We start from the raw sequence: 25,497 nt of genomic DNA, 5'->3' as shown, positions 1-25,497 counted from the left end.
AAAGGACCAGGCACCGTGCCAGAGGGGCACACGATCCACCGGCTGGCGTCGGACTACGCCGGCCGCTTCTCCGGCACGGCACCGCGAGTGACCAGCCCCCAGGGAAAGTTCTCCGACGCCGCGGAACTGCTCGACGGCGCCGAACTCACCCGCGGCGAAGCCCACGGCAAGCACCTCTTCCTGGGCTTCCGCGACTCCGACTGGGTCCACATCCACCTGGGCCTGTTCGGCAAGGTCGCCTTCGGTGACGCCCCCGCGCCGCCGCCCACGGACACGGTCCGCCTCCGCCTCGCGAACGCCACGTCGTACGTCGACCTGCGCGGCCCGACGACGTGCGCCCTGATCACGGACGCCGAGAAGCAGGCGATACACGACCGCCTCGGCCCCGATCCTCTGCGTGCGGACGCCGACCCGCAGGCGGCGTACCGGCGGATCTCCCGCAGCCGTACGACGATCGCCGCGCTCCTCATGGACCAGAAGGTGATCGCCGGCGTCGGCAACGTCTACCGTGCCGAGGTCCTCTTCCGGCACAGCATCGACCCCTACCGCGTCGGCAGGGACATCACCCCGGCCCAGTGGGACGCCGTCTGGGCCGACCTGGTCGAGCTGATGCGTGAGGGCGTCCGCAACAACCGCATCGACACCGTCCGCCCGGAGCACACCCCGGAGGCGATGGGCCGCCCACCGCGCGTGGACGACCACGGCGGCGAGGTGTACGTCTACCGGCGGGCCACCCTGCCCTGCCACATCTGCGGCGGCGAGATCCGCACCGCGAGCCTCGCCGCCCGCAACCTCTTCTGGTGCCCCACCTGCCAACAGCCCTGACCCCGCTCCGGACGGACGTCGGGAACGAGGCGGCAGCACCCAGCGCCCCGGCAGGCAGGGTTCACCCCGGTCGCGACGTCCGGCACGCGCCCCCACTGCCTCGGGCAGACGTTGCGTGCCCGCGCAACAGGCCCTAGAACCCGTGCGGCAGCCACGGCACCACGGGTGAGCCGAAGGCGACCGACGCCTCGGTCAGTGCGCCCTGTCGGAGTTCGTGCACCCGCCCGGCGGCCGCCAGTGACGTCAGCGGGTCGGCGCCCAGGTAGGCCGACGCCAACTCCCGTACGGACAGGGCGAGATCGGCGGAGTCCTGCGTACGCTCGCAGGACGCGCCCTTCGGGTCGCCGGTCAGGCGCCAACGCCCGCTGTTCCAGGGACAGAAGGAGTCCTCGACCTCCAACACCACATCCAGCGGCGCCTGGTAGGTGCGGGCCCCGAGCGCCGCGCCCACGTCCACCAGCCGTACGTGCAGCGAGTCCCGGACCAGCAGCGAGCAGCGCCGGATGTCGGAGACCAGGTACTGCCACGGCTCGTCCGTCGGACGGCGCCGCACGTCGATCTTCGACGTCAGGTCGATGTCGAACAGGAAGCGCCACAGCGCCGCGTGCGCCGCCGGATCCAGCGCGTCCACGTCCTGCGCCACGACCGTGCCCTTGGGACCCGCGGCCTCCCAGTCGCCCTTGATCCGGAAACGCGTGTACCCGACGACCTGGCCGCCGCGCTCCGCGAGCACGCACTGCAGCGGCGACGCACCGTCCCGCTCGCTCTCCGGGTCGAGCACCCACAGCTTCTCCCAGCCCGGAATCCGCGCCACCATGCCCGGCCGCCGCGCCACCAACTGCGCGTACACGGCCTCGCACGCACCGAGCGACGCGGTGGGCGAGACGTACCGCAGCCGTACGTCATCGGTGCCGGGCGGCACGGACAGCCGGACCCGGGTCGTGTCGATCTCGGCGTTGACGTTGTACGTCCCGACGCCGTACCCGAACCGACCGTAGATCGCGGGTTCGGAGGCCGTCAGGACGGCCAGCGGCTCGCCCCAGGACCGTACGTCGTCCAGCTGGCGCCGCATCATCGACGTCAGCAGCCCGCGACGCCGGTGCGTGGCGGCCACGCTGACCATGGTCACCCCGGCCGCGGGCACCGCGGCCCCGCCGGGCACGGTCAGCCGGAAGCTGAACGCTCCTGCCGTCCCCACGCACAGGTCACCGTCCCAGACGCCGAGGGAACGGTCCGTCTCGGTGAGCTCGCGCCACAGCTCCCGCTCCTCGGCGGACTCCTGACCCCCGCCGAAGGCGCGGATCAGGTTGTCGTACCAGACGTCCCAGTCGTCCCGGCGCAGCACGCGCAAGTCAGTGCCCATGAACCATGCCTACCAGGGCAATGCAGGACGAGCGAGGGAATTTCGTCTTGCCGGACCCGCAACGGCTTTCTGTGAAGTTCACTGTGAAGTTGAACCTCGGACGGGGGACAAGTGGGACCTCCCGTGCCAAGCAGCCGGTTCGATGGATAGGGTCCCGAACTAATGGCAGCAGAACGAGAGCGGCGCGCGGAAGCCGAGACGTTCACGGCCCGGTTGAAGATGCAGTGGCACCGGGTCCGCGTCGGCCTGCGCAGAAGCGCTGTCGACTACTTCCGCGGGGACGGTTCGGACTGGGTCGCGCTGGCCGGCCTGCTCCTCACCGTCCCGGTGATCGCGGCCGTCACGCTCGCCAACGCGGTGTGGTGCTCCCCGGCCGTCCTCGTCCTCCCGATCGTGGCGGGCGGCCTGCTGCTGCGCCCGTCGAGCCTGCTCGGTCTGTACGCGGCCGCGGCCACGGCACTGATCGTGGAGTCGGTGAAACTGGGGCCCTATACGGAGGGCCCTTCCCGTGTCACCCCCGGCGTCGTGCTGGTGGTCGCCGCCTGCGGCTTCTTCGGTCTGCTCATCGCCCAGTTCCGCAGCCGGGTCGGCGTGCCCTGGAGGCGCGGCGGCACCATGCTCTTCGACCTGCGCGAACGCATCCGGGTGCAGAGCAAGCTCCCGCAGCTGCCGATCGGCTGGCACCGCGAGATGGCGCTGCGCCCCGCGGGCGGCCAGTCCTTCTCGGGCGACTTCGTGGTCGCCGCCCGCACCAACGGCGGCCGCACACTGGAGGTCGTCCTGACAGACGTGTCGGGCAAGGGGATGGACGCGGGGTCGCGCGCTCTGCTGCTGTCGGGGGCGTTCGGAGGCCTGCTGGGCTCGCTGCCCCCGCACGCCTTCCTCCCGGCGGCCAACGGCTATCTGCTCCGCCAGGACTGGGACGAGGGCTTCGCCACCTCGATCCACCTCGTCCTGGACCTCGACTCCGGCGACTACGAGTTGTACAACGCCGGGCATCCCCCGGGGCTGCAGCTCAGCGCGGGCAGCGGGCGCTGGGAGGAGAAGGCGGCCGAGGGACCCCTCCTCGGTGTGTACGACGGCGCGCAGTTCGACCCCGTGAAGGGCTCGCTGCGCCCCGGTGACGTGCTGATGCTGTTCACGGACGGTCTCGTGGAGACGTCCGACCGGGACATCGTGGAGGGCATAGACCGTCTCACCGGTGAGGCCGACCGCTATGTCGCCGGCGGCTTCCACGGCGCCACCTGGCACCTCATCGAGGCGGTGGCGAAGGACGTGAACGACGACAGGGCGCTGCTGCTGATCTCCAGGGAGGGGCCGACGGCGACGGCCCAGCAGTCGACGCTGCGCTGAGCCCGCGGCGTCGGCGGGCGGGGGTTACCCCCCGGCCTCATTCGCCGGCCGCACAAGCGCGGGGAGACACTGGAGGAGTGACCGGAACATCCTTTACGCCGATGACCCTGGCCGAGGTGGAGGCCATCGCCCGCGCCGCCCACGAGGGCCGGACCGACAAGGCGGGACGGCCGTACGCCGAGCACCTGCGGGCCGTCGCCGAAGGCGTCAGCGCGCGCGGTGGCGACGAGGAACAGATCGCCGCGGCCTGGCTGCACGACGCCGTCGAGGACGACGCGCTCTCCGAGCGGTGGCTGGACGAGGCCGCGCTGAGCCGCCGTACGAAGGACATCGTGCTGGCGGTCACCAAGCGCGCGGGGGAGGGGCCCAAGGAGTACGCGGCCCGGATCCTCGCCACGCCGGGCGCACTGCTGGTGAAGGAGGCGGACCTGGCGCACAACGCGGACCCGGCCCGTCTGTCCCGCCTCACCGACGAGCCCACCCGCAAACGCCTGACCGAGAAGTACGCACACATGCGCGCACTTCTCGGCCTGGATCAGCCCCGGTAGCGGTCCGGGCACATCGTGGCAACCCTCAGGCGTTGGCCCTCTCAGGCTTCCGGGCCTTCTCCCGCTCCCGGGCGAGCTCCGCCGCGTCCCGCTTGAACGCCCACTTCATCTCGGGCTCCATCGCGAACCTGAAGACCCGCCGCACCGGCGGGGTGCACAACAGGGTCACGGCGGCGGCGAAGGCCACCGTCACAAAGATCTCCCCCAGCGGCCGGTGCAGCCACTTGTGGTCGAACCAGCCGTAGAAGTCACCGGCCTTGACCAGGAATCCGTGCAGCAGATAGCCGTACAGCGTGCCCGCGCCGAGCGCCGTGAACCACATCGTCCGGCGCGGCACCCAGGCGAAGAAGCAGGCGGTCAGCAGCAGCGAGCAGCCGAACATCGCGAGCACCATGACCGGCCCGGTCCACCACGGCGCGGCCAACTCCTGGGCGGCGTCACGGTGGTAGAACCACGCGGTGTCCATACGCGGCACCGCCCACCAGGCGAAGGCGAGCGCGGACGCGACGACCGGCACGGACAGGATCCGCATCTTCCGGGTGCGCACCATGTGGAAGTGCTCCGGCTTCATGCACAGACCCAGCACGAAGTACGGCAGGAACTGCAGGACGCGCTGAAGGTCCAGGTCGTCGCCGATCTCCGGGGAGACCGACCCGAACATCGCGACACCGAGCGCGACGGGCAGCGGCCAGCGCAGGTTGTTCCACAGCGGAGTCGTCAACCGCCAGACGAACAGCGCCACCAGGAACCAGGTGAGGTACCAGGGGTCGAGCAGACTGATGCCCATGCCCGGGTCGTGGTCGCCGTAGCGCTTGAAGAGGGAGTACGCCGTCTCGAAGACGACGTAGGGCACGAGGACCCCGGTGACCAGGCGTCTGAGGCGGTCGGGGCGCATGTCGAAACTGCGCGAGAAGTAGCCGGAGATGATGATGAACGCCGGCATGTGGAAGCTGTACACCACCGTGTACACGGCCTCCAGGATGCGGCTGTCACCCTTCAGGGGCTCCCAGGAGTGGCCCATCGCCACCAGCACGATCGCCAGATACTTCGCGTTGTCGAAGAACGCGTCGCGCTGTTTGCCGGGTTTGGTGGTTTTGTTCTGCTGATCCTGCGGCGAGCGCGGACTCGGCACTCCCGACGCCGGCGGCTGTGCCGGAGGGAGCGGCGCTCTGTTCTGGCCGTGCGGTCGCAACGAGTTCGTCACAGACCATCCCCCCGGAAACCTGGGGAGACGAGCCCGGACCTCGCTGCGGGTGTGCGGGACGAGGCGGCGTGAAACATCTGAGGCACCCTAGCGCCGTCTGTGGGTTTTCGTAAAACTCTCCACGTCATTACTGCTTATTGGCTTCGAGTACCCGCGATTAATGGGAGTTGACGTTTGCGTAAGGGTGACGGTCAACACACCATTACATGTCCTGGTTGTCATGACTCGTCCCGACTAAACGGTGCATATGACCCGCAGGCGACTCCTGCGGAATGTCCGCTTCACTTGCCTGTGGCGTTAATTCGAAATACCTGCGAACGCGTTGTGTGGACATGGAAACGATCTCGCCGAATTTCCTGTGCGGGTGCACCCTCGAATTGCTGTGCGGGAGCGGCGTGTTGGGGCTCTCGCGCGGGCGGCGTCCGTATGGCTCGGGCAAAGGTCCGGCACAGGTGTGGCCGACGATGTCTCACCTGCCGCATAACGAGGCCCTGTTGGTGGCACGATGGTTCTGGCGGGGGTGCGCGGGGCTGGCACCCCCGGGCCGGGAGAGCGGACCGACCGTAGGGTGTGATCAGTTGTGGCCATTTCGCTGTCAGTGGTGCTGCTGTTGGCGATCATCCTGGTGGTGTTGATCCGAGGAGGATCGATCAAGGCCGGCCCCGCCATCGTCGCGGTGCTGTTCGGCTTCTTCCTCGCGTCGACCGGCATGGCCCCGTCGATCAACCGGTTCCTCAACTCGATAGCCGACACGATCAACTCGATCAGCTTCTGATCGGTCGGGGCCGACGGGCGCGCGCACGGGGATGCGGAACCCGCGCGCCCCGTCGGCGTGAGCCTTCCCTCTGGCCGCCCGGCGCCCGGCACCACCGCGCACGCCGCCTCGTGCGCCGCCGGACTCCCACGGGACCGCCCCCCCGCCACTCCTGGGCTGTCCCCAGGTCCTGGTGGTGCCAGTGGAGGGGGAACGCATGGGCAACGTCCTGACGGCAGTCCCTGATGGCAGTCTTCGTCATCGGCACCTTCGTGCTGGGCCGGTGCATCTTCACCGGCCGGATTCCCGGCCGTGCGAGTTCCCGTCCGAGCTTCGACGAAGCCTGCCAGGCTGGTCGGCGGCATGTTCATGCTCGGCGCGGCCCACATGATGGCGGCCCTCCCGCACAGCGTGCCGTGATCCCCCGGCGGGGCTGACAGGCGCCGGAAAGCGCTACGGCCCAGGAGACGGAAACCGACCGTCTGCCTGGGCCGTGCATATGGAGCGGGCGACGGGAATCGAACCCGCGTAGCTAGTTTGGAAGACTAGGGCTCTACCATTGAGCTACGCCCGCACAGCACGCGCCGCAGGTCAGGTGACCCCGGCACACAAGGCATCGTAGCGGGTCGGATGCGCTCGGCGCACACTCCATTCCGGCCCGCGGGTCCCGCCCGCCCCGCGGGACAGCGGCGCTCGGGAAATGCGGCAGCCGCACTGCCTGCGGGCATGTACCCTACGTGTCGCACCTGACGGGGTGTGGCGCAGCTTGGTAGCGCGTCCGCTTTGGGAGCGGAAGGCCGTGGGTTCAAATCCCGCCACCCCGACCACCGACCGGTCAACACCGGTCACCCGCGTGATCACCTCGCTTGATCGCCTTTGGGGCCTTCGGCGGCTGCGGTTACTATGCAAGCTGCGTGCCCGTGTCTCATCCGCAGGAATCCACTGGACCCCCACTGGAGATCCTCCGGACGTCCTTCGGGCGGCGAAATCCGCCGGACCAGTCTGGCCCCGGCAGAGACCAAGAAGTCAGCCCCCAAGGAGACCGAACCGTGAAGAGCGCCGTGGAGACCCTGAACCCGACCCGGGTTCGGCTCAGCATCGAGGTGCCCTTCGAGGAGCTCAAGGACAGCCTCGACGCGGCGTACAAGAAGATCAACCAGCAGGTCACGGTGAAGGGCTTCCGGAAGGGCAAGATCCCGGCGCGCGTCATCGACCAGCGGTTCGGCCGCGGAGCGGTCCTGGAGGAAGCGGTCAACGACGCGCTTCCGAAGTTCTACACCGAGGCGGTCAACGAGGCCGAGCTCAACGTCCTCGGCCAGCCCGAGGTCGACATCACGGAGCTGAAGGACGGCGAGACGCTGAACTTCACCGCCGAGGTCGACATCCGCCCGGCCCTGGAGATCCCGGACTACTCCGGCATCGAGGTCGAGGTCGACGCCGTCGAGGTCACCGAAGAGGACATCGACAAGTCGGTCGAGCAGCTTCGCGAGCGCTTCGCCTCCACCTCCCCGGTCGAGCGCGCCGCCGAAGAGGGCGACGTCGTCACGATCGACCTGGAGGCCAAGGTCGAGGGCGAGGTGCTGGAGGACGGCGTCGCGTCCGGCGTCTCCTACACCATCGGCTCCGGCGAGCTGCTCGAAGGCATCGACGACGCCGTGAAGGGCATCGAGGCCGGTGGCGAGGCCACCTTCACCTCCGAGCTCAAGGGCGGCTCGGCGGCCGGCAAGGAGGCCGAGGTCACCGTCAAGGTCACCCAGGTCGCCGCCCGTGAACTGCCCGAGCTGGACGACGACTTCGCTCAGCTCGCCTCCGAGTTCGACACCCTCGAGGAGCTGAAGGCGGACAGCCGTAAGCGCCTGGCGAACATGAAGCAGTACGACCAGGCCACGCAGGCCCAGGAGCGCGTCCTGGAGAAGCTGCTCGAGCTGGTCGAGGTCCCGGTCCCCGAGAAGCTGCTCGAGGACGAGATCAACACCCGCAAGCACAACCTGGAGCACCACCAGCTCGGCCAGATGGGCCTCGACCTCGAGAAGTACCTCGAGATCCAGGGCAAGACGGTCGAGGAGTTCGACGCCGAGACCAAGGAAGCCGCGGTCAAGGGCATCAAGACGCAGTTCGTCCTCGACGAGCTCGTCAAGCAGGAGAAGCTGAACGTCAACCAGGAGGAGCTCACCGAGCACCTCATGCGCCGCGCCGCCTCCTCCGGCATGTCCCCCGACCAGTTCGCCCAGGCCGTCGTCGAGGGCGGCCAGGTTCCGCTCCTGGTCGGCGAGGTCGCCCGCGGCAAGGCCCTCGCGGTGGTCGTCGAGGCCGCCACGGTCAAGGACACCAACGGCGAGGTCGTCGACCTGGACGACGAGGACGAGACGGAGACGGCCGCCGAGGTCGCCGCCGAGGGCACCGACGGCGACGCCGTCGAGGCCGTCGAGGCCGCCGACGAGAAGACCGAGGGCTGAGCCCACGGCGCCTCGTAGGTCGTAGGACGGGCCCCGGGTCACTCATGACCCGGGGCCCGTCCGTCTACCCGGGGGCGGTGGCACAGCCCCCGGCGGGCGGGCGGCGGCCCGGCCGCCAGGCTCTACGCCCCCGGCGAACACTCCCATCTACGGGATTCTCCGAAGGGACCAGCGCGTTAGGGTCCATGAATACGAGGGCAGTGGAGTCCCCGAACGGGGCCCGGCCCCGAAGGCAAACGTGAAGACGGCCCGGCGCCGTCGTAAGACGAGCAGGTGGATACGTGACGAATCTGATGCCCTCCGCCGCCGGCGAGCCTTCCATCGGTGGTGGCCTCGGCGACCAGGTCTACAACCGGCTGCTCAACGAGCGGATCATCTTCCTCGGCCAGCCGGTCGACGACGACATCGCGAACAAGATCACCGCACAGTTGCTGCTCCTTGCCGCTGCGGACCCCGACAAGGACATCAACCTCTACATCAACAGCCCCGGCGGCTCGATCACGGCCGGTATGGCGATCTACGACACCATGCAGTTCATCAAGAACGACGTGGTGACGATCGCGATGGGCCTCGCCGCCTCGATGGGCCAGTTCCTGCTCAGCGCGGGCACCCCCGGCAAGCGCTTCGCGCTGCCGAACGCCGAGATCCTGATCCACCAGCCCTCCGCGGGCCTGGCCGGTTCGGCCTCCGACATCAAGATCCACGCCGAGCGGCTGCTGCACACCAAGAAGCGCATGGCGGAGCTCACCGCCCAGCACACCGGTCAGTCGTTCGAGCAGGTCACCCGCGACTCCGACCGCGACCGCTGGTTCGACCCCGAGGAGGCCAAGGAGTACGGCCTCATCGACGACGTCATCACAGCGGCCGCCAACATGCCGGGCGGCGGCGGCACCGGGGCCTGAGACCCCCTGCAAGCCCCCAGCCGACCGCCTCAGCCCCTAGGAGAGAGACAGTGAACGACTTCCCCGGCAGCGGCCTGTACGACCGCACACGCGCCGAGTACACGGGTCCCGCGGCGGAGTCCCGTTACGTCATCCCGCGCTTCGTGGAGCGCACCTCGCAGGGCATCCGCGAGTACGACCCGTACGCGAAGCTCTTCGAGGAGCGCGTGATCTTCCTGGGCGTCCAGATCGACGACGCCTCCGCCAACGACGTCATGGCGCAGCTGCTGTGCCTGGAGTCGATGGACCCGGACCGGGACATCTCGGTCTACATCAACAGCCCCGGCGGCTCCTTCACCGCGCTGACTGCGATCTACGACACCATGCAGTTCGTGAAGCCGGACATCCAGACGGTCTGCATGGGCCAGGCGGCCTCCGCCGCCGCGATCCTGCTGGCCGCCGGTACGCCCGGCAAGCGCATGGCGCTGCCGAACGCCCGCGTGCTGATCCACCAGCCCTACAGCGAGACGGGCCGCGGCCAGGTCTCCGACCTGGAGATCGCCGCCAACGAGATCCTGCGGATGCGCGCGCAGCTGGAGGAGATGCTGGCCAAGCACTCCACCACGCCGATCGAGAAGATCCGGGAGGACATCGAGCGCGACAAGATCCTCACGGCCGAGGAGGCGCTCTCGTACGGTCTGGTCGACCAGATCATCTCCACCCGGAAGATGAACAACGCCGCCGTCCGCTAGTCGGAGGCTGTATCGTCTGCCGCCCCTTGGCACGGTTGGTGGCCTTTGACACGCTGCACGTCAAAGTGAACCGCGCCAAGGGGGGCCCGAACGGGGGGCTCGGCAAGGTACCGTCGGATTAGGCAGCACCAGGAGCCGCTGGACCTAGGCGTCTCCCAGGCGAAGGGGAAGCACACCGTGGCACGCATCGGTGACGGCGGCGATCTGCTCAAGTGCTCGTTCTGCGGCAAGAGCCAGAAGCAGGTCAAGAAGCTCATCGCAGGGCCTGGTGTGTACATCTGCGACGAGTGCATCGACCTCTGCAACGAGATCATCGAGGAAGAACTCGCGGAGACGAGCGAGGTGCGCTGGGAGGAACTGCCCAAGCCCCGCGAGATCTACGAGTTCCTCGAGGGCTACGTCGTCGGCCAGGAGCCGGCGAAGAAGGCCCTCTCCGTGGCGGTCTACAACCACTACAAGCGCGTCCAGGCCGGCGAGAACGGCGGCGCCAACGGCCGTGACGACGCGATCGAGTTGGCGAAGTCCAACATCCTGCTGCTCGGCCCCACGGGCTCCGGCAAGACCCTCCTGGCCCAGACCCTGGCCCGCATGCTGAACGTCCCGTTCGCGATCGCGGACGCGACGGCGCTCACGGAGGCGGGCTACGTCGGCGAGGACGTCGAGAACATCCTGCTCAAGCTGATCCAGGCGGCGGACTACGACGTCAAGAAGGCCGAGACCGGGATCATCTACATCGACGAGATCGACAAGGTCGCGAGGAAGAGCGAGAACCCCTCGATCACTCGTGACGTGTCGGGCGAGGGCGTCCAGCAGGCCCTGCTCAAGATCCTCGAGGGCACCACGGCCTCGGTCCCGCCCCAGGGCGGCCGCAAGCACCCCCACCAGGAGTTCATCCAGATCGACACGACGAACGTCCTGTTCATCGTGGGCGGTGCCTTCTCGGGCCTGGAGAAGATCATCGAGTCCCGGGCGGGCGCCAAGGGCATCGGCTTCGGCGCGACGATCCGCTCGAAGCTGGAGCTGCAGTCCAAGGACCAGTTCGGGGACGTCATGCCCGAGGACCTGGTCAAGTTCGGCATGATCCCCGAGTTCATCGGCCGTCTCCCGGTCATCACCTCGGTGCACAACCTGGACCGCGAGGCCCTGCTCCAGATCCTCATCGAGCCGCGTAACGCGCTGGTGAAGCAGTACCAACGTCTCTTCGAACTCGACGGTGTCGAGCTGGACTTCGAGCGCGAGGCCCTGGAGGCCATCGCCGACCAGGCCATCCTCCGCCAGACCGGCGCCCGCGGCCTGCGCGCCATCATGGAGGAAGTCCTCATGTCCGTGATGTACGAGGTCCCGTCCCGCAAGGACGTCGCCCGCGTGGTCGTCACGGCAGACGTCGTCCACTCGAACGTGAACCCGACCCTGATCCCGCGGGATGCTCGCAACGGGCGGGGGCCGGGGGAGCAGAAGACGGCGTAACCACCGCACATACCCCAGAGGTGCCCGGCGCTTTTCTTGAGTGCCGGGCACCTCGTTCGTGGTCTAGTGGATCCCGACCACATCGATCGCCTGTTCGAGGATCGGTGGAATGAAATCGGGAGGGATCCATCCTTGATCTTGCGTGGGTGTCCCCGGCTTCAGCCGGGGAGGGAGCCGCATCCTCGGCCCGGAGGCGCGAAGCGCCGGGGTTCGCTGCGCCTCTGGGGTGATGATCAGGTGGGCCGCTTCTGGCCTTCGATGTACTGGCGGATCACGGTCAGTGGAGCCCCGCCGCAGGACCCCGCGAAGTATGAGCGGGACCAGAACGCGGAGCCCATGCCGATGCGGTTGATCCGGCCGGTGTATTCGGCGCGCAGGTAGCGGGAGCTGACTCCCTTGAGGCTGTTGATCAGCTTCGACAGAGCGACCTTCGGCGGGTAGTGCACGAGAAGGTGCACGTGGTCCTGTTCGCCGTTGAACTCCCGCAACTGCGCATCGAAGCCGACGCACACCTCACGCATGATCTCCTCGCACCGCTTGAGCATGGCGTCATCGAAGACTCCGCGCCGATACTTCGTGACGAACACCAAGTGCACGTGAAGGCTGTAGGCGACGTGCCGTCCGGTGCGGATAGCGGCGGCGCACCATGGTTACAGGGTCGGCCCCGTAGTCCGGGCGGCGTGCGGCCATGAGCATCTGCTGGTGGGCGCAAATCCTTTGTGTGTGAGCCCTCTGTTCAGCCATGGGGTCAAGGTGGAGCACGCGAATGCCGCCTGCCGCTTGGCCTGAGGGCTGAGCCGCCCGTGCAGGAAGGGGCGCCCCGGTGAGTCGGGGCGCCCCATCGTCAGGTGTGACTGCGGTCAGGCCTTGACGCGGACGTCGTTGCGGAGCTTGGCCGCCACGGCCGCCGTGTCGTCGATCGAACCACCGTTGCCGCTGGCCAGGTCGGCGAAGCCGAAGTTCGTCACCACGGCGACGGTGCTGTGGTCGCCCCAGATGCACATCGGCATCTTGATGGTCTTCGCGGCGCCGGCGCTCGAACCCGACGAGCTGGCGTTGTCGATCTGGGCGATCTGGCACTTCATGATGCCGTCCTTGAAGCCCGCGGGCGACACCTTCTCCGGGCTGCCGATCATCTTGCCCTTGCCGCTGTCGCCGCTCTCGTCCTTCTGGGACTCCGACTTGACCTTGGCGAACATGGCGTCGACGACCGCCTCCGGGTCGTCGATGGTGCCGTAAACGCCGCTGAAGGACAGGCTCGTCGCGCTGAGTCCGGTGCCCTTCTGGTAACTGGCACTGACGTCCTGGGGGTTCTTCACACCCCACTTCTCGAAGTCGCTCTTGTCGTCGTTGGTCATCTGGTCGCCGGAGCCGCCGTTCTCCGACTTCTTGTACTCGCCGTTGATCACGGTCGCCGGCGTCGTCAGCTTGTGCGCGCCATCGTCGGAGACGGACGAACCGCCGCTGCCGGAGCCACCCCCGCCGATGACGAAGTAGGCCCCCACCGCGATCACGGCCACGACCGCCACCGCGCCGATGATCAGGCCCGTCTTCTTGCCGCTGCCGCTGGGCGGGGGCGGCTGCGGGACGTAGCCGGGCTGCTGGCTGTAGCCGGGCTGCTGGGGGTAGCCGTAACCGGGCTGGGCCGGAGGGGCCTGCTGCGGGTAGCCGTAGCCGGGCTGCGGCTGGGCCGGAGGGGCCTGCTGGGGATAGCCGTAGCCGGGCTGGGGCGCCTGCGGCGGCTGCTGGCCGTAGGGGCCCGGCTGGCCGTACGGTCCGGGCTGCTGGGGCTGCCCGCCGTACGGGCCCGGCTGGTTGTGACTCATTTCTGGGTTCCCCTCCAGATGCTTTATATGGTCCTGACATCCTGGCCTAGACCCCGAGCGCGTGTTCCAGCGGGGGGCGCACCGTTACACAACAAACGCGTTTCGGGACTGCCCCGTGACACCCCTAAACTGAGCGCGTGACCGAGAACGCTCAGCAGCAGCCATCAGCGCCCGACTCCGAACTGCCGACCCAGTACGCGCCGGCCGACGTAGAGGGCCCGCTGTACGAGCGCTGGGTGGAGCGGGGTTACTTCGAGGCGGACGCCAAGAGCGACAAGCCGCCGTACACCGTCGTCATCCCGCCGCCGAACGTCACCGGCAGTCTGCACCTCGGGCACGCCTTCGAGCACACGCTCATCGACGCGCTGACGCGCCGTAAGCGCATGCAGGGCTTCGAGACGCTGTGGCAGCCCGGCATGGACCACGCCGGCATCGCCACGCAGAACGTCGTCGAGCGCGAGCTGGGGAAGGAAGGCAAGTCGCGGCACGACCTCGGCCGCGAGGCCTTCGTCGAGCGGGTCTGGCAGTGGAAGGGCGAGTCCGGCGGGCAGATTTCCGGCCAGATGCGCCGCCTCGGCGACGGCGTGGCGTGGTCGCGCGAGCGCTTCACCATGGACGAGGGCCTGTCCCAGGCCGTCCAGACCATCTTCAAGCGGCTCTACGACGACGAGTTGATCTACCGCGCCGAGCGCATCATCAACTGGTGCCCGCGCTGTCTCACCGCGATCTCCGACATCGAGGTCGAGTACCAGGACGACGACGGCGAGTTGGTCTCCATGAAGTACGGGGAGGGCGACGAGTCCATCGTCGTCGCCACGACCCGTGCCGAGACCATGCTGGGTGACACCGCCGTCGCCGTTCACCCCGAGGACGAGCGGTACAAGCACCTCGTCGGCAAGCTCATCAAGCTGCCGCTCACGGATCGCTCCATCCCCGTCGTCGCGGACGAGCACGTCGACCCCGAGTTCGGCACCGGCGCGGTCAAGGTCACCCCGGCCCACGATCCGAACGACTTCGAGATCGGCCGGCGCCACGATCTCCCGGCCATCACGATCATGGACGAGCACGCGGTCATCACCGCCCACGGCCCCTTCCAGGGCCTGGACCGGCTCGAGGCCCGCTCCGCCATCGTCGCCGCCCTGCGCGCCGAGGGCCGGATCGTCGCCGAGAAGCGGCCGTACGTCCACTCCGTCGGCCACTGCTCGCGCTGCAAGACCACCGTCGAGCCGCGTCTGTCCATGCAGTGGTGGGTCAAGGTCGGCCCGCTCGCGAAGGCCGCCGGTGACGCGGTCCGTGACGGCCGCGTCAAGATCCACCCGCAGGAGATGGAGAAGCGCTACTTCGACTGGGTCGACAACCTCCACGACTGGTGCATTTCAAGGCAGTTGTGGTGGGGGCACCGTATTCCGGTCTGGTACGGCCCGGGAGGTGAAGTCGTCTGCGTCGGACCCGACGACGAGCCGCCCACCGGGGAGGGCTGGCGTCAGGACACCGACGTCCTCGACACCTGGTTCTCCTCCGGCCTGTGGCCCTTCTCCACGCTCGGCTGGCCCGAACAGACCGAGTCGCTCGCGAAGTTCTACCCGAACTCCGTCCTGGTCACCGGCTACGACATCCTCTTCTTCTGGGTCGCCCGGATGATGATGTTCGGCCTGTACGCGATGGACGGCACCCCGCCGTTCCACACCATCGCCCTGCACGGCATGGTCCGCGACCAGTTCGGCAAGAAGATGTCGAAGTCCTTCGGCAACGCGGTCAACCCGCTGGACTGGATGGACGAGTACGGCAGCGACGCGCTCAGGTTCACCCTGGCCCGTGGCGCGAACCCGGCCGTCGACGTCCCGATCGGCGAGGCCTGGGTCCAGGGTTCCCGCAACTTCGCCAACAAGATCTGGAACGCCACGCGCTTCGCGCTGATGAACGGCGCGACGGTGGACGGCCCCCTGCCGGACGCGTCGGCCATGTCCGCGACGGACCGCTGGATCCTCTCCCGGCTCAACTCCGTCGTCGCCGAAGTCGACGCGCTCTACGAGGACTACCAGTTCGCGAAGTTGTCGGACGCGCTCTTCCACTTCGCGTGGGACGAGGTCTTCGACTGGTACGTCGAGCTGTCCAAGACGACGTTCCAGGCGGGCGGCGAGGCGGCAGAGGTCTCCAAGCGCGTCCTCGGCGAGGTCCTCGACGTCACCCTCAAGCTGCTGCACCCGGTCGTCCCGTTCGTCACGGAGACTCTCTGGACCACCCTCACGGGCGGCGAGTCGGTCGTCATCGCGCAGTGGCCGGCCGACAGCGGCTTCCGGGACACCGCCGCCGAGCGGGAGATCGAGAGCCTCCAGTCCGTCATCACCGAGGTCCGCCGCTTCCGTGCCGACCAGGGACTGCAGCCGGGCCAGCGTGTCCCGGCCCGGCTGAGCCTCGACGGCACGGCGCTCGCGCCCCACGAGGCGGCCATCCGCCAGCTGCTGCGCCTCCAGCCGGAGGGCGACAGCTTCACGGCGACGGCGACCCTGCCGGTTTCCGGCGCCGAGGTGGCCCTCGACCTCTCCGGCACGATCGACGTCGCGGCGGAGCGCAAGCGCCTCGCCAAGGACCTCGCGGCTGCCGAGAAGGAGAAGGCCCAGGCCACGGCCAAGCTCGGCAACGAGGCGTTCCTGGCGAAGGCCCCGGACAACGTCGTGGACAAGATTCGCGGCCGCCTGGCCAAGGCGGACGAGGACATCGCGAGGATCAAGGCCCAACTGGACCGCCTGCCCCAGCAGTAGCCGATCTCAAGGGGCGCGGGGAAGTGCGCGACAAGCCGCAGACTCCCCGCGCCCGCCGGCAATGACCGGCCACCCCACTCCGTGGGCACACTGTCAGTCGGCCTCCGTAGACTGAGTCCGTGAGCGACCAGAACGAGCCCGACGCCTTCGACGAGATCATCGCCGCAGAAGCCGACCGCGACCCCGACCTCGCGGTCATCGAGGCCGGCAGCCGCACCCTGCGCACCCAGGGCGGCCCGCCGGAGGCAGACGTGCCCGCGCGTCCCGAGGACCCCGAGGTCGACAAGGCCCTGCGCGAGGTCGAGGCGGAGCTGGCGACACGGTGGGGCGAGACCAAGCTGGAGCCGTCGGTCAGCCGAATCTCCGCGCTGATGGACGTGCTGGGCGACCCGCAGCGCTCGTACCCCTCGATCCACATCACGGGGACGAACGGCAAGACCTCCACGGCCCGCATGATCGAGGCCCTCCTCGGCGCCTTCGAACTGCGCACCGGCCGCTACACCTCCCCCCACGTCCAGTCGGTCACCGAGCGCATCAGCCTCGACGGCAGCCCCATCTCCGCCGAGCGCTTCATCGAGACGTTCGAGGACATCAAGCCGTACGTCGAGATGGTCGACGCGCAGCAGGAGTACCGGCTGTCCTTCTTCGAGGTGCTGACCGGCATGGCGTACGCCGCCTTCGCCGACGCGCCCGTCGACGTCGCGGTCGTCGAGGTCGGCATGGGCGGGTCCTGGGACGCGACGAACGTGATCGACGGGGACGTCGCCGTCGTCACCCCCATCGACCTCGACCACACCGACCGGCTCGGTGAGACGCCCGCCGCGATCGCCACGGAGAAGTCCGGGATCATCAAGCAGGACGCGACCGTCATCCTGGCGCAGCAGCCGGTCGACGCGGCGCAGGTGCTGCTGAAGAAGGCCGTCGAGGTCGACGCCACCGTGGCCAGGGAAGGGCTGGAGTTCGGGGTCGTCGCCCGGCAGGTCGCCGTCGGCGGGCAGGTGCTCACGCTGCGCGGCCTCGGTGGGGAGTACGGCGAGGTGTACCTCCCGCTCCACGGCCGGTACCAGGCCCACAACGCCGCCGTCGCGCTCGCCGCGGTCGAGGCGTTCTTCGGAGTCGGCTCCCAGCGTCCCGAACCGCTGGACATCGACACCGTCCGCAAGGCCTTCGCCGCCGTCTCCTCCCCTGGCCGGCTCGAAGTCGTACGGCGGTCCCCGACCGTCGTGCTCGACGCCGCCCACAACCCGGCGGGCGCCCGCGCCACCGCCGAGGCGGTCGGTGAGGCCTTCGACTTCAGCCGGCTGATCGGCGTCGTCGGCGCCAGCGCCGACAAGAACGTAAGGGGGTTGCTGGAGGCCTTCGAGCCGATCTTCGCGGAGGTCGTCGTCACGCAGAACTCCAGCCATCGCGCGATGGACGTCGACGAGCTGGCCGCGATCGCCGTGGAGGTGTTCGGCGAGGAGCGCGTCCAGGTCGAGCCGGGGATGCCGGACGCCCTGGAGGCCGCGATCACGCTGGCCGAGGAGGAGGGCGAGTTCGCGGGCGGCGGTGTCCTCGTCACCGGCTCCGTCATCACGGTCGGCGAGGCCCGGCTTCTTCTGGGAAGGGGCTGACGGCCCGTGCGTACGCTCTGTGCTTCGACGCTGATCGGCGAGTTCTTCGTGATCGGCTTCGCGGGGCTGGTCGCCATGAAGGACCCCGACCTGTCCATGGCGACGGTGTGGACGGTCAGCGGCATCGCGATGTTCCTGTGCGTGGCGCTCTGCGTTGTCGTGACGCGGCCGGCCGGGATCGTCCTCGGCTGGGCCCTGCAGATCGCGCTCATCGCCTCCGGCTTCGTCGTCCCGACGATGTTCTTCCTTGGCGTGGTCTTCGCGGCCCTGTGGTGGGCCTCGGTGCACTACGGACGAAAGATCGACGAGGCGAAGGCCAGATTCGCGGCAGAGGCGGGCTCCTCCACACCTGACGCTGCGTAACAAGGGTCCGGACACGCCCTGTAATCTTCGAACACCTCGCAGAACCCTTGACTCAGCACAACTCCTGATTCAGCAGAACCCTTGATCCATAGGAGCCCGCAGTGACTCAGCGCACCCTCGTCCTGCTCAAGCCCGACGCGGTCCGCCGTGGCCTGACCGGCGAGATCATCAGCCGTATCGAGCGCAAGGACGGCTGGCAGATCACCGCGCTGGAACTGCGCACCCTGGACCAGGAGACCCTGGAACAGCACTACGGCGAGCACAAGGGCAAGCCCTTCTACGAGCCGCTGGTGGAGTTCATGGCGTCCGGCCCGGTCGTCGCGCTGATCGTCGAGGGCGAGCGGGTCATCGAGGGACTGCGCGCGCTCGCCGGCCCGACCGACCCGATCGCCGCCGCCCCCGGTTCCATCCGCGGCGACTACGGCGTGATCGTCCGCGAGAACCTGATCCACGCCTCCGACTCCGAGGAGTCCGCCCAGCGCGAGGTGAAGATCTTCTTCCCCGGCCGCGCGTAGTCCAGCGGGGGTTGGGCGGCGGACGACTTCGGGTCGTCCGCGGGGTGTCCGGCCGGCCGCGTCCGAGGTGCCCCGGGGTAGCCGTGGGCGGAACTTTCGTGGATATTTCTGAGGCTCCGTCAGTTCGCGCGCCCGTCTGACCTGGGGAGGCCGTAGGATTTCGGCCGCCCTTCGGCATAGGCGTGCCGATCGGGGGAACGCGTGCCCCCGATAGGCCGTCTCCACAAGCGAGGCGGCACTTCATCTGCTGACAATGGCGAAGACCCTCGCGCAGTGTTCGTGCAGGCGCGTCTACGATGGAAGCCTTCACGTCACAGCACCTACTTCGCCAACCTGAAAAGCACTCAAAAGCTCCCAGGAAGGCCAGACGAATCCTGATGGGGAACTCAATGTCGTTCATCGGCCGTGACATGGCTGTCGACCTCGGGACCGCCAACACGCTGGTGTACGTCAGGGGTCGCGGGATCGTACTCAACGAGCCGTCCGTCGTCGCGATCAACACCAACACCGGTGGCATCCTCGCGGTCGGCGCCGAGGCGAAGAAGATGATCGGGCGGACCCCTGGCAACATCGTCGCCGTGCGTCCGCTGAAGGACGGTGTCATCGCCGACTTCGAGATCACCGAGCGGATGCTCCGCTACTTCATTCTGAAGATCCACAAGCGGCGGTATCTCGCGAGGCCGCGCGTCGTCGTGTGCGTGCCCTCCGGCATCACCGGCGTCGAGCGCCGCGCCGTCATCGAGGCGTCGTCCCAGGCCGGCGCCCGTCAGGTGCACATCATCGAGGAGCCCATGGCCGCGGCCATCGGTTCCGGCCTGCCGGTCCACGAGGCCACGGGCAACATGGTGGTGGACATCGGCGGCGGCACCACGGAGGTCGCGGTCATCTCACTCGGCGGAATCGTCACCGCCCAGTCCATCCGCGTCGCGGGCGACGAGCTGGACAACGCGATCATCCAGCACATCAAGAAGGAGTACTCGCTTCTTCTCGGTGAGCGGACGGCCGAGCAGATCAAGATCACGATCGGTTCGGCGTACGACCTCGACGATGACCAGCACACCGAAATCCGCGGCCGGGACCTCGTCTCCGGGCTGCCCAAGACCGTCGTCATCTCCGCCGCCGAAGTGCGCAAGGCGATCGAGGAGCCGGTCAACGCCATCGTCGACGCGGTCAAGACGACCCTCGACAAGTGCCCGCCGGAGCTGTCCGGCGACATCATGGACCGGGGGATCGTGCTGACGGGCGGCGGGGCGCTGCTGCGCGGACTCGACGAGCGGCTGCGCCGCGAGACGGGCATGCCGATCCACATCGCCGAGGACCCGCTGGACAGCGTGGCGCTCGGCTCGGGCAAGTGCGTCGAGGAGTTCGAGGCGCTCCAGCAGGTGCTGGACGCCCAGCCGCGCAGATGACGTAACTCTTCGATTCCGCCGTACGAGATGATCTCCTCTCGTGCGGCGGATCGTTGATATGGAGGCATAAGCTCGCCCATAAGCCTCCGCACACCTGAATACCCAAACCTCTGCACATTCCTATGAGGAAGGCACGGCCGCCGCACGTGAGGGACACACGAGAGAGCCGGCTGCTCCTGGTGCTGCTGATCGCCGTCGCGTTCGCGCTGATCACGGTGGACATCCGGGGCGGAGAGGATTCACCGGTCGACGGTGCCCGCCAGGGCGCCGCCGCGGTGTTCGGCCCGGTCGAGAACGGAGTGTCGTCGGCGGTCGACCCGGTCGGCAACGCCGTCTCCGCGATCCGCGACTCGGGCACCCGGCACGACCGCCTCGCCCGCCTGGAGAAGGAGAACGCGGCCCTCAAGGCGAAACTCGGCAGCGACGACCGCAACTCCAGCCGCCTCAAACAGCTCGACAAGATGCTGAAGGTCTCCGCCGAGGGCCAGTACGGCATCAAGGGCGGCCAGGTCATCGCCGTAGGAGCGGCCCAGGGCTTCTCCTGGACGATCACCATCGACATCGGCGCCAACGACGGCATCAAGCGGGACATGACCGTCCTGAACGGGGACGGTCTGGTCGGGCGGGTCACCACCGTCGGCCCCGACGCCTCGACCGTCCTGCTCGCCAACGACCCGGACTTCACCGTCGGCACCCGTATGGAGGGCAGCGACGAACTCGGCTTCGCCTCCGGGCAGGGCGACCGCCCACTGCGCGTCGAACTGCTCAACAGCAAGGCGGAAGTGAAGAAGGGCGACCGGCTCGTCACCTTCGGCTCCGAGGCCGACAAGCCCTTCGTACCGGGCGTCCCGGTCGGCGTGGTCTCCCGGGTCGACCCCTCCGGCGGCGACCTGACCCGCACCCTCTACGTCACGCCCTACGTCGGCTTCACCAAACTCGACATCGTCGGTGTCGTCGTAGAGGCGCCGAAGCAGGACCCGCGCGACACGGTGCTCCCGAAGAAGCCCAAGCCGACGCCCACGCCGACGGTCACCGTCACGGTCACCCCGTCCGCGAACGCGTCCCCCGACGGCCAGACCCAGCAGCAGTAGGAGCTGAATCCCCATGCGTGTCAACCGGATCCTGCTCTCCTCGGCCCTGATCGTCGTAGCCCTGGTCATCCAGGTGAGCGTCCTCGCCCGGCTCCATCTCCCCGGCGCCGTCCCCGACTTGCTCCTGCTCACCGTCCTGGGCCTGGCCCTGGTGTACGGCCATGTCGGCGGCGCCCTCGTCGGCTTCGGCGCGGGCCTGCTCGCCGACCTCGCGCCGCCCGCCGACCACGCCGCCGGGCGCTACGCCCTGGTGCTGTGCGTCATCGGCTACCTCGCCGGACTGGTCAAACCGGAGAACGGGCGGCTGAAATCGGCCACCGGCCCCATGGTCGTCGTGGCCGCCGCCGCCGTCGGCTCCACCCTGCTCTATGCCGGCGTGGGCGCCCTCGTCGGCGACACCGCCGCCCGCCATGTCGGCCTCGTCAGCCTGCTGTTCACGGCGGCCCTGTACGACCTGCTCCTCGCCCCCTTCGTGGTCCCCGGGATCATGGCCCTGGCCCGGCGCGCGGACAACGACCCCCTCGCCGAGACCAGCTCCCCGTCCAAGAAGGCGACCGACATCACCTCCGGCTGGATCTCCGCCGGCACCGGGCTCAAGGTCGGGGGCCAGCGCGGCGGGCTCGGCGGCCTGAAGGCCAGGGCCCGCACCCGTACCACCCGCGTGGGCCGCATCAAGGGGGTCAAGCGGCTGTGAGGGCGCGGGAGTCGGCGGCACGCTTTCACAGCTCCGTCGGATATGACACAGACACACACTGAGAGGGGGAGGCAACAGCAGTGACCAACATCCCCGAGACCGGTCGGACCCAACGGGTCCAGATCCGACTCGTCGTCATCCAGATTCTCGTCCTCTCCCTGCTCGGCACCCTCGGCGGCCGTCTGTGGTACCTGCAGATCCGCGAGGGCAACGCATACGCCAAGGAGGCGTCCGGCAACCACGTCCAGCAGGTCGTCGATCCCGCCGTACGCGGATCGATCCTGGACGCGCGCGGCGTACCGCTCGCCGACAACGAGACCCGCCTCGTGGTCTCCGCCTCCCGCACCGACCTGCTCAAGATGAAGGACGACGGCAAGGCGGTCCTCACCAAGCTCGCCGGGGTCCTGGGCATGAAGCCCACGGAGGTCATGCAGCGGGTCCGGCTGTGCGACGCCAAGACGCCGCAGCCGTGCTGGAACGGCTCGCCCTACCAGCCGATCCCCATCACCGACGAGGCCACGCCCCGCCAGGCCATGCAGATCCGCGAGCGCTCCGAGGACTTCCCCGGCATCACCGCCGAGCCCGAGGCCCTGCGCCGCTATCCGTCGCCCGGCAAGGCCAACACCGCCCAGGTCCTCGGCTACCTCTCGCCCGTCACCGACGACGAGATCCAGCAGGCCAAGGACACCGACTCGCCCTACCTGCGCTCCGACCAGGTCGGCCGCAACGGCCTGGAGCGCGAGTACGACAAGCAACTGCGCGGCAAGGCGGGTGTCACCCGCTACGAGGTCGACAACCTCGGGCGGGTCATCGGCAAGGCCAAGTCGGACTCCGCCGAACCCGGTTCGAGCCTCGTCACCAGCATCGACTCCCGCGTCCAGCGCGTCGCCGAGTACGAACTGAAGACGGCGATGAAGGCCGCCCGCGGGCAGTTCGACAAGATCACCGGCGAGAACTACAAGGCCGACTCGGGCGCCGTCGTCGTGATGGAGGCCAAGACCGGCCGCATCGTCGCCATGTCGTCCGCGCCCACCTACGACCCGAACGTCTGGGTCGGCGGCATCTCCGCCAAGGACTACAAGAAGCTCACCGGCAAGGACTCCGACTACCCGCTGCTGAACCGGGCCATACAGGGTCAGTCCGCACCCGGTTCGACCTTCAAGGTGGTCTCCACGGCCGCCGCGGTCGAGGCCGGCTACGTCTGGGACGGCGGCTACCCGTGCACCAGCTCGTACTCGGTGGGCGGCCAGGTCTTCAAGAACTTCGAGGGCGAGAACTTCGGCCCCATCTCGCTCGGCCGGGCGCTCGAGGTCTCCTGCGACACCGTCTTCTACGGCCTCGCCGACCGCGAGTGGAAGAAGGACGGCGGCATCAACCCGAAGAAGGGCGAGCCGAAGGACTACTTCTACAAGACCGCCCACCAGTTCGGCCTCGGCAAGCAGACGGGCATCGACCTTCCCAACGAGGTCACCGGCCGCGTCCCCGACCGCCAGTGGAAGGAGGACTACTGGAAGGCCAACAAGGACTCCTGGTGCAGGACCGGCAAGAAGGACGGCAGTTACGTCGAGAAGATCGCATACGAGAACTGCCTCGAAGGCAACAAGATGCGCGAGGGCGACTCGATCAACTACTCCATCGGCCAGGGTGACACCCTCCTCACCCCGATCCAGGAGGCCATGATCTACGGGGCGCTCGCCAACGGCGGCACCGAGTACGTCCCGACCATCGGCAAGGCGGTCATCAGCCCCGACGGCAAGTCCGTCAAGGAGATCAAGCCGAAGGTCAAGGCCAAGCTCCCGGTCACCCAGGCCACCCTCGAGGGCATCGACAAGGCCCTCGCGGGCGTCGTCACCAGCGGTACCGCCGCCTGGAAGTTCCAGGGCTGGCCGCAGGACAAGATCGAGCTGCACGCCAAGACCGGTACCGCGGAGGTCTACGGCAAGCAGACCACCTCCTGGCTCGCCACGTACTCCAAGGACTACACGGTCGTCATGACCATCGCCCAGGCCGGTACCGGCTCCGGCGCCTCCGGTGAGGCCGTCCGCAACATCTACAGCGCCCTGTACGGCGTCAACTCGGACGGCTCGGTCGACAGGAAGAAGGCGCTGCTGCCCACCCCGCAGAAGGGCCTGCCCAAGGTCCAGACGGACGGCACCATCGCCTCTCCGAAGATCTCCAAGGACCCGGCCAAGGAGCTCAAGGACCTCCAGAAGGCCACCGAAAAGGGCGCGACCGCTCCCGACCAGACCCAGCCCGGCGCGACCACCGCCTCGCCCACCACGACGAACCGGACCACCCGCAGGCGGCCGCGCAGAAGGGGAAGCCGGAGGATGCTCACATGACCGGTGCAGGCAGCTTCTCCGTCTCCGGGTACGGACCCGCACGCGCGGGCTGGACGCGGATCTTCGCCCGCGACTCGCTCGCCCGCCGCCTGGACTGGCCGATACTGCTGGCGGCGCTCGCCCTCTCGATGATCGGCGCGGTCCTCGTCTTCTCGGCGACCCGCAACCGCACCGAGATCAACCAGGGCGACCAGTACTACTTCCTCGTCCGGCACATCATGAACACCGGCATCGGGTTCGCCCTGATGATCGCCACGCTCTGGCTCGGCCACCGCACCCTGCGCACCGCCGTCCCCCTCCTCTACGGCGCCTCGGTGCTGCTGATCCTGCTGGTGCTCACCCCGCTCGGCTCCACGGTCAACGGCGCCCACTCGTGGATCGTGCTCGGCGGCGGCTTCTCCCTCCAGCCCTCGGAGTTCGTGAAGCTCACGATCATCCTGGGCATGGCGATGCTGCTGGCCACCAGAGTCGACGCGGGCGACAAGAAGTACCCCGACCACCGCACGGTGCTGCAGGCCCTGGGCCTGGCCGCCGTACCGATCCTGATCGTCCTGCTGATGCCGGACCTCGGATCCGTCATGGTCATGGTGATCATCATCCTCGGCGTGCTGCTCGCCTCCGGCGCCTCCAACCGGTGGGTCTTCGGCCTCATCGCCACGGGCGCCATCGGCGCGATCGCCGTCTGGCAGCTGCACATCCTGGACGAGTACCAGATCAACCGCTTCGCCGCCTTCGCCAACCCGGCGCTCGACCCCGCCGGCGTCGGCTACAACACCAACCAGGCACGTATCGCGATCGGTTCGGGCGGTCTGACCGGCGCGGGCCTGTTCCACGGCTCGCAGACCACCGGCCAGTTCGTCCCCGAGCAGCAGACGGACTTCGTCTTCACGGTCGCGGGTGAGGAACTGGGCTTCCTCGGCGCGGGACTGATCATCGTCCTCCTCGGTGTGGTCCTGTGGCGCGCCTGCCGCATCGCCCGCGACTCGACCGAGCTGTACGGCACGATCGTCGCCGCCGGGATCGTCGCCTGGCTCGCCTTCCAGACCTTCGAGAACGTCGGCATGACCCTCGGCATCATGCCGGTCACGGGCCTGCCGCTGCCGTTCGTGTCGTACGGCGGCTCCTCGATGTTCGCGGTGTGGATAGCGGTGGGACTGCTGCAGTCGATCAAGGTGCAGCGGCCCATGTCCGCATAGGAACCGGCGCGTTGCTCCTGCGTTTCCCCTGCATTCCCCCGGGATTCACCTCCGAGAGGCCCTGCCGCTCGGGGGTGAATCCC

The 25,497-nt window shown here is 68.6% G+C and carries 21 protein-coding genes and 2 tRNA genes; 18 read left to right on the top strand and 5 right to left on the bottom strand.

Annotated elements, in window-relative coordinates:
- Nucleotides 1-15: 15 nt before the first annotated feature.
- Nucleotides 16-825, top strand: a complete 810-nt coding sequence (locus tag ACYUED_RS14780; RefSeq protein WP_491292741.1) for an Fpg/Nei family DNA glycosylase — start codon at nt 16-18, stop codon at nt 823-825.
- Between the two features lie 133 nt (nt 826-958).
- Here the strand turns inward: ACYUED_RS14780 and ACYUED_RS14775 are convergent, their stop codons facing one another.
- Nucleotides 959-2,188, bottom strand: a complete 1,230-nt coding sequence (locus ACYUED_RS14775; protein WP_491292740.1) for a GNAT family N-acetyltransferase — start codon at nt 2,186-2,188, stop codon at nt 959-961.
- 162 nt (nt 2,189-2,350) lie between these two features.
- Between ACYUED_RS14775 and ACYUED_RS14770 the strand changes: the two genes are divergently transcribed.
- Together ACYUED_RS14770 and ACYUED_RS14765 are read left to right on the top strand one after the other, a co-directional pair.
- A complete protein-coding gene (locus ACYUED_RS14770; protein ID WP_491292739.1) occupies nt 2,351-3,541 on the top strand; it encodes a PP2C family protein-serine/threonine phosphatase in 1,191 nt (396 codons plus the stop codon).
- 101 nt (nt 3,542-3,642) lie between these two features.
- Nucleotides 3,643-4,089: an HD domain-containing protein gene (locus ACYUED_RS14765; protein WP_491292738.1), complete on the top strand. Its 447-nt coding sequence runs from the start codon at nt 3,643-3,645 to the stop codon at nt 4,087-4,089.
- Nucleotides 4,090-4,114: 25 nt separating this feature from the next.
- Here the strand turns inward: ACYUED_RS14765 and ACYUED_RS14760 are convergent, their stop codons facing one another.
- Entirely contained in the window at nt 4,115-5,221 is a 1,107-nt protein-coding gene (locus ACYUED_RS14760; protein WP_491292737.1) for an acyltransferase family protein, read from the bottom strand.
- A 652-nt stretch (nt 5,222-5,873) separates the two neighbouring features.
- Between ACYUED_RS14760 and ACYUED_RS14755 the strand changes: the two genes are divergently transcribed.
- The gene (locus ACYUED_RS14755) at nt 5,874-6,068 is read left to right on the top strand and encodes a hypothetical protein (RefSeq protein WP_266680342.1); all 195 of its coding nucleotides are present in this window, start codon (nt 5,874-5,876) and stop codon (nt 6,066-6,068) included.
- A 479-nt stretch (nt 6,069-6,547) separates the two neighbouring features.
- Here the strand turns inward: ACYUED_RS14755 and ACYUED_RS14750 are convergent.
- A tRNA-Gly gene (locus ACYUED_RS14750) sits at nt 6,548-6,621 on the bottom strand.
- A gap of 176 nt (nt 6,622-6,797) precedes the next feature.
- On the opposite strand from ACYUED_RS14750, the gene ACYUED_RS14745 reads away from it, so the two are divergent.
- From ACYUED_RS14745 to clpX, 5 genes are all read left to right on the top strand, one after another.
- Nucleotides 6,798-6,874: transfer RNA gene (locus ACYUED_RS14745), tRNA-Pro, on the top strand.
- A gap of 222 nt (nt 6,875-7,096) precedes the next feature.
- The gene (gene tig, locus ACYUED_RS14740; protein ID WP_491292736.1) at nt 7,097-8,503 is read left to right on the top strand and encodes a trigger factor; all 1,407 of its coding nucleotides are present in this window, start codon (nt 7,097-7,099) and stop codon (nt 8,501-8,503) included.
- Between the two features lie 281 nt (nt 8,504-8,784).
- Nucleotides 8,785-9,405 carry an ATP-dependent Clp protease proteolytic subunit gene (locus tag ACYUED_RS14735; protein WP_323178394.1) on the top strand — a complete coding sequence of 207 codons (621 nt, stop codon included), beginning with the start codon at nt 8,785-8,787 and terminating at the stop codon, nt 9,403-9,405.
- Between the two features lie 50 nt (nt 9,406-9,455).
- The gene (locus ACYUED_RS14730) at nt 9,456-10,136 is read left to right on the top strand and encodes an ATP-dependent Clp protease proteolytic subunit (RefSeq protein WP_453164670.1); all 681 of its coding nucleotides are present in this window, start codon (nt 9,456-9,458) and stop codon (nt 10,134-10,136) included.
- Nucleotides 10,137-10,313: 177 nt separating this feature from the next.
- Nucleotides 10,314-11,603 carry an ATP-dependent Clp protease ATP-binding subunit ClpX gene (gene clpX, locus ACYUED_RS14725; protein WP_266514322.1) on the top strand — a complete coding sequence of 430 codons (1,290 nt, stop codon included), beginning with the start codon at nt 10,314-10,316 and terminating at the stop codon, nt 11,601-11,603.
- A gap of 233 nt (nt 11,604-11,836) precedes the next feature.
- Here clpX and tnpA read toward each other — a convergent pair whose 3' ends face one another.
- Nucleotides 11,837-12,235: an IS200/IS605 family transposase gene (gene tnpA, locus ACYUED_RS14720; RefSeq protein WP_491294262.1), complete on the bottom strand. Its 399-nt coding sequence runs from the start codon at nt 12,233-12,235 to the stop codon at nt 11,837-11,839.
- 228 nt (nt 12,236-12,463) lie between these two features.
- Nucleotides 12,464-13,429, bottom strand: coding sequence for a hypothetical protein (locus ACYUED_RS14715; protein ID WP_491292735.1), 966 nt, complete (start codon nt 13,427-13,429; stop codon nt 12,464-12,466).
- Between the two features lie 137 nt (nt 13,430-13,566).
- Between ACYUED_RS14715 and ACYUED_RS14710 the strand changes: the two genes are divergently transcribed.
- The 9 genes from ACYUED_RS14710 (at nt 13,567) to rodA (ending at nt 25,414) form a co-directional block, all read left to right on the top strand.
- Nucleotides 13,567-16,191 (top strand): valine--tRNA ligase, encoded by a 2,625-nt coding sequence (locus tag ACYUED_RS14710; protein WP_491292734.1) that lies wholly within the window; start codon nt 13,567-13,569, stop codon nt 16,189-16,191.
- Nucleotides 16,192-16,310: 119 nt separating this feature from the next.
- Entirely contained in the window at nt 16,311-17,804 is a 1,494-nt protein-coding gene (gene folC, locus ACYUED_RS14705) for a bifunctional tetrahydrofolate synthase/dihydrofolate synthase (RefSeq protein ID WP_491292733.1), read from the top strand.
- Between the two features lie 6 nt (nt 17,805-17,810).
- On the top strand, nt 17,811-18,167 hold the full coding sequence (locus tag ACYUED_RS14700; RefSeq protein ID WP_491292732.1) for a DUF4233 domain-containing protein: 357 nt from the start codon (nt 17,811-17,813) through the stop codon (nt 18,165-18,167).
- Nucleotides 18,168-18,268: 101 nt separating this feature from the next.
- Nucleotides 18,269-18,682, top strand: coding sequence for a nucleoside-diphosphate kinase (ndk, locus tag ACYUED_RS14695; protein WP_266514307.1), 414 nt, complete (start codon nt 18,269-18,271; stop codon nt 18,680-18,682).
- 389 nt (nt 18,683-19,071) lie between these two features.
- Entirely contained in the window at nt 19,072-20,091 is a 1,020-nt protein-coding gene (locus ACYUED_RS14690) for a rod shape-determining protein (protein ID WP_099928866.1), read from the top strand.
- 146 nt (nt 20,092-20,237) lie between these two features.
- Nucleotides 20,238-21,182 carry a rod shape-determining protein MreC gene (mreC, locus tag ACYUED_RS14685; RefSeq protein WP_491292731.1) on the top strand — a complete coding sequence of 315 codons (945 nt, stop codon included), beginning with the start codon at nt 20,238-20,240 and terminating at the stop codon, nt 21,180-21,182.
- Between the two features lie 13 nt (nt 21,183-21,195).
- Nucleotides 21,196-21,876 carry a rod shape-determining protein MreD gene (gene mreD, locus ACYUED_RS14680; protein ID WP_491292730.1) on the top strand — a complete coding sequence of 227 codons (681 nt, stop codon included), beginning with the start codon at nt 21,196-21,198 and terminating at the stop codon, nt 21,874-21,876.
- 80 nt (nt 21,877-21,956) lie between these two features.
- A complete protein-coding gene (gene mrdA, locus ACYUED_RS14675; RefSeq protein WP_491292729.1) occupies nt 21,957-24,218 on the top strand; it encodes a penicillin-binding protein 2 in 2,262 nt (753 codons plus the stop codon).
- Nucleotides 24,215-25,414: a rod shape-determining protein RodA gene (gene rodA / locus ACYUED_RS14670; protein ID WP_491292728.1), complete on the top strand. Its 1,200-nt coding sequence runs from the start codon at nt 24,215-24,217 to the stop codon at nt 25,412-25,414. Before mrdA ends, rodA begins: the two co-directional genes overlap by 4 nt.
- The last annotated feature ends 83 nt before the right edge of the window (nt 25,415-25,497 follow it).

This window comes from Streptomyces sp. DF42, from assembly GCF_058267695.1.
This window is presented reverse-complemented; position numbering and strand designations above follow the sequence as displayed.